Annotated in this window: 5 protein-coding genes; 1 reads left to right on the forward strand and 4 read right to left on the reverse strand. The window is 66.2% G+C overall.

Annotated elements, in window-relative coordinates:
• The 3 genes from DBR22_RS07310 to tdh form a co-directional block, all read right to left on the reverse strand.
• A partial coding sequence (locus tag DBR22_RS07310) for an FAD-dependent oxidoreductase (protein ID WP_146187422.1) occupies positions 1-441 on the reverse strand: 441 nt, incomplete at its 3' end.
• A 77-nt stretch (positions 442-518) separates the two neighbouring features.
• Positions 519-1,715 carry a glycine C-acetyltransferase gene (locus DBR22_RS07315; RefSeq protein WP_108598460.1) on the reverse strand — a complete coding sequence of 399 codons (1,197 nt, stop codon included), beginning with the start codon at positions 1,713-1,715 and terminating at the stop codon, positions 519-521.
• 9 nt (positions 1,716-1,724) lie between these two features.
• On the reverse strand, positions 1,725-2,771 hold the full coding sequence (gene tdh / locus DBR22_RS07320) for an L-threonine 3-dehydrogenase (protein ID WP_108598461.1): 1,047 nt from the start codon (positions 2,769-2,771) through the stop codon (positions 1,725-1,727).
• 139 nt (positions 2,772-2,910) lie between these two features.
• On the opposite strand from tdh, the gene DBR22_RS07325 reads away from it, so the two are divergent.
• Positions 2,911-3,822, forward strand: a complete 912-nt coding sequence (locus DBR22_RS07325) for a LysR family transcriptional regulator (RefSeq protein WP_108598462.1) — start codon at positions 2,911-2,913, stop codon at positions 3,820-3,822.
• Positions 3,823-3,861: 39 nt separating this feature from the next.
• Here the strand turns inward: DBR22_RS07325 and DBR22_RS07330 are convergent.
• On the reverse strand, positions 3,862-4,518 hold a 657-nt coding region (locus tag DBR22_RS07330), incomplete at its 5' end, for a hypothetical protein (RefSeq protein ID WP_258229081.1).

Consider the following 4,518-nt stretch of genomic DNA (forward strand, 5'->3'; position numbering starts at 1 on the left):
CCGGTGGTGATCGGCCAGCAGCACGGGCGCGTTGCAGCCGAAGGCCCCGGTGTCCAGGCCTGCTGCCACAAAAGCCTCAGGCACCAGCACCGGGCACAGCTCCAGGGCCCGGGCATGGGAAATGGTCTGCATGTGGCCGCTGGCCTCCGCGTGGACGGACTCCTCGGTGCCAATGAGCATGAAGCTTCGCTTCGACAGCACAGGTTCGGGCAGGTCCGCGTCCCGGGCCGCCATCAGTTCCAGGGTCCGCACGGTCAGCTCCTGGACCACATCCGGTCCGTAGCTGGGGATCAGCTGGCGGGCCGAGCGGGAGGACGCGTGGTACGCCAGCTCCTGCTCCGCCTCGACAAGACCCACGCTGCAGCTGCCGGCGAGCGAGGATGCAAGGGACAGGCCGGCGATTCCGCCGCCGACAATCAGGACATCGTAATGAGCTGCCATGGCACCATCCTTGCAGATTTGCCGGGCGCCGCGCCCGGCAATTCTCTACCAGGGGTGCAAGGCTAAAGCCAAGGGGTTCAGCCCGCTACAGCGGCACGGCTGGCGACGAAGGCACGAACGCAGGTTTCGACGTCGTCCGCCGAGTGTGAGGCGGAGAGCTGCACCCGGATCCGGGCGGCACCGCGCGGCACCACCGGGAAACTGAAGGCCGTGACGAAAACACCGTGCTGGAGCATCTGGTCCGCCACCTTGGCAGCCATCACGGCGTCCCCGAACATCACCGGCACAATGGCGTGTTCGCCGTCGAGGAGGCCGAAGCCTTCCTCGGTCATCCGGCGGCGGAACAGGCCGGCGTTGTCGAAGAGCCTGGTCCGCAGGTCACCGGAGTTCTCCACCAGGTCAAGGGCTTTGATGGTGGCTGCGACGATGGCCGGGGCAAGGGAGTTGGAGAACAGGTACGGCCGCGCCTTCTGGCGGAGCATGGCCACCACCTCGCTCCGGCCGGAGACATAGCCACCGGAGGCGCCGCCGAGCGCCTTGCCGAACGTTCCGGTATAGATGTCCACCCGGTGGGACACCCCGGCGTGCTCCGGGGTCCCTGCCCCGGTGGCACCCATAAAGCCCACCGCATGCGAATCGTCCACCATCACCATGGCGCCGTGCTGCTCGGCGAGATCGCAGATGGCTTCCAACGGAGCCAGGTAGCCGTCCATGGAGAACACGCCGTCGGTGACGATGATCTTGCGCCGGGCATCTTTCGCTTCGACCAGCTTGGCTTCCAGATCCGCCATGTCCTGGTTCGCGTAGCGGAACCGCTGGGCCTTGCAGAGGCGGATGCCGTCGATGATGCTGGCGTGGTTGAGGGCGTCGGAGATAACTGCGTCCTCGGGTCCAAGGAGTGACTCGAACACGCCGCCGTTGGCGTCGAAGCAGCTGGAGAAGAGGATGGTGTCCTCGGTGCCCAGGAACTTCGATACCCGGGCCTCGAGCTCCAGGTGCAGATCCTGGGTGCCGCAGATGAAGCGCACGCTGGCCATGCCGAAGCCGCGGGAATCCATGGCGGATTTCGCGGCCGCGATGATGTCCGGGTGGTCCGCCAGGCCCAGGTAGTTGTTGGCGCAGAAGTTCAGGACCGGGGCCCCCGGCTCGCCCAGCTGTCCGGCCGTCACATGGCTGGACTGCGGCGAGCTGATGGCACGTTCGGTCTTGAAGAGCCCGGCGGTGCGGATGTCATCCAGCTCGGTCTGCAGCTGGTCCTTGATGGTGGTGTACATGGCGTTTCCTTAGAGTTCAGTCCAGTCGAGGACAACTTTGCCACCGAGGCCGGCGCGGGCAATCTCAAAGCCTTTTTCCCAGTCCGCGGCCGGCAGCTTGTCCGTCACCACGGCGGAGATGGCGGCGTGCAGCACCGGGTTGGAGGAGAGCATGGCGCTCATCGCGTACCAGGTCTCGTACATCTCCCGGCCGTAAATACCTTTGAGGGTCAGCATGTGCGTGACCACTTTGGCCCAGTCGATGGTGATGTCCTGGCTGGGGAGGCCGAGCATGGCAATGCGGCCGCCGTGGTTCATGTTCCCGATCATCTCAGGCAGGGCCGTGGGGTGGCCTGACATTTCCATGCCGATGTCGAAGCCCTCCCGCATGCCCAGCTCATGCTGGGCCTCCCTGATGCGGGTTTTTGAGACGTCGATGGCGAGGTCCACCCCGAGGCGGCGGGCAAGGTCAAGCCGCGGCCCGGACACGTCCGTGATGGCGATCTTGCGTGCGCCGGCGTGGCGGGCGACGGCGATGGCCATCAGGCCGATGGGACCGGCACCGGTGATCAGCACGTCTTCGCCCACCAGCGGAAAGCTGAGGGCGGTGTGGACGGCATTGCCGAACGGATCGAAGATCGCGCCCAGTTCGGGGGTGATCGAGGGATCGTGGTGCACCCAGACGTTGGTCTCGGGGATCACCACGTACTCCGCGAACGCGCCGTCACGCTGGACGCCGACGCTGACCGTGTGGATGCACATCTGGCGGCGGCCCGCCCGGCAGTTCCGGCAGATCCCGCAGACCACGTGGCCCTCGCCGGACACCCGGTCCCCCACTTTGACATCGCGGACGTCGGCGCCGGTCTCCACCACTTCGCCATAGAACTCGTGGCCGGCGATCAACGGGGCCTCGATCATGCCCTGTGCCCAGGTGTCCCAGGACTGGATGTGGAGGTCTGTGCCGCAGATCCCGGTGGTCATCACGCGGATCTTGACATCGTCCGGGCCGGTTTCCGGTTCCGGGCGGTCAACGAGCTCGAATCCGGCATGGGCACCGGACTTGTAGAGGGCCTTCATCGGCTTCCTAACTTCTTGGCATACGCCCCGCGGCCTGGAGGCGGAGTTCTTCCTTCATTAGAGCCACTCAAGAAGCATTAGCACAAGCAGTATTTTCTCAATCGACGATGAAGTGACTGCTAATGCGTAGACTGGGCCCATGGAAATCCACCAGCTCGAAATCCTTCGGGAGCTCGGCGCCCTGGGCAGTGTGAAGGCAGTCGCCGAGACTTTGATGGTCACCCCCTCCGCCGTCTCCCAGCAACTCGCACTGCTGCAGCGCAATGTCGAAGTTCCCCTGACCCGCAAGGAAGGCCGGAACCTGGTGCTCACCGAAGCAGGCCAGGTGCTCGCGGACGCCGGTGCTGCCGTCGTCAGTGCCATGGCTGATGCCCGGACGGCGATCGGCGCCTATCACGGTTCGCCCGTGGGTCCGGTGACCATCAGCGGCTTCCACAGCGCAGGCCAGGCCCTGTTCGCGCCGCTGGCGCGCAGGCTCGACACACCGGGCCAGCCGAGGATCCAGCTGTCCGACGAGGATGTGGCCCAGCAGGACTTCCCGGCGCTCACGGCCCGGTACGACCTGGTGCTGGCCCACAGGATGGACCACAGCCCGCGCTGGCCCCGCGAGCGGGTGGCCGTGATCCCTCTCGCCCATGAACCACTTGACGTGGCGCTTCCGGCTGACCACCGCCTGGCCGGCCAGGCCACGGTGACCGCGGCCGACGTCGTCGGGGAACCATGGGTGACCAGCCACACCGGCTACTCCCCTGCCGATGTGCTGTCCGCCGTCGCGGCCGTCTCCAGCAAAGAACTGAACATCGTCCACCGCATCAACGACTACTCCACTGTGGCGGCACTGGTGGCCGCCGGCGGCGTGGTGGGCCTGCTGCCACGGCACACTGCGCGGCCGGTGCTCAACCCCGGCATTGTGCTGCGGCCGCTCGAAGGCATCAGCACCAGACGGCGGATCGACATCCTGGCGCGTCCGGAAAACCTGAAGCGCCGCTCGGTGATGATTGTGTGCGAGGCGCTGCAGGCCATCATGACCGGGCTGGTGGAGGACAGCTGAGCTCTGTTTCTTGAGTGTGGCGGTTGTTGTGGTGGGCAGTCAGCTGCCGGTTCCGCCCTTGAGCTTGCCCAGCCCATGGCCGTGGCCCTTGCCCATACCTTTGCCCAGGCCCTTGCCGATCCCTTTGCCAGGACCGGCTCCGGCGCCTTCGACGATGTTCCGGGCGGTGGCATCGTTGCCGTTTTTCACCCCGGCAACCCGGACCGACTCACCGGTGGCGATTTCGGCGATGGTGACCTCCGAGGGCCCCAGCCGCTTGCCGTCGGCACCCCTGGCAGGCGTTCCGTCTGCGGCCGGTGCCGGAAACTTGATGACCCTGGTGTCCGCGTTGACGTTGTAGCTCTGCGTGAACCCGTCCTCGCTTTTCACGGTGACAGATGTTGCGCTGACGGCGTCAACGGTGCCCTGCTGGCTCAGTTCTGTTTCGAAGGTCCCGTCTGCCTTCTTGACCACGCTCTCACTGTGCAGGTGCTGGGGCCGCTGGGATTTGTCCTTCTTTCCCTGGGCCGGCTCCGAGGGCGAGACCGAGGGGGCGGGTGACGGCGTATCCGTGGCCGACCAGGCGATCGCCACTCCTGTGCCTGTGAGCGCCAGTGCCACCGCACCGGCCAGCAGTGCCTTGCGGATTCTCAACGGTTCCCGGACCGACATGGCCATTCCTCCCACAGCACTCGCAGGGCCGCGGCGCCCTGGAAC

This window comes from Arthrobacter sp. HMWF013 (assembly GCF_003061105.1).
Lineage (GTDB): Bacteria > Actinomycetota > Actinomycetes > Actinomycetales > Micrococcaceae > Arthrobacter.

What these genes read in the sequence shown, in the direction of transcription:
- DBR22_RS07315 (WP_108598460.1), bottom strand. Translation starts at nt 1,715, where the DNA reads ATGTACACCACCATCAAGGACCAGCTGCAGACCGAGCTGGATGACATC.
- tdh (WP_108598461.1), bottom strand. Translation starts at nt 2,771, where the DNA reads ATGAAGGCCCTCTACAAGTCCGGTGCCCATGCCGGATTCGAGCTCGTT.
- DBR22_RS07325 (WP_108598462.1), top strand. Translation starts at nt 2,911, where the DNA reads ATGGAAATCCACCAGCTCGAAATCCTTCGGGAGCTCGGCGCCCTGGGC.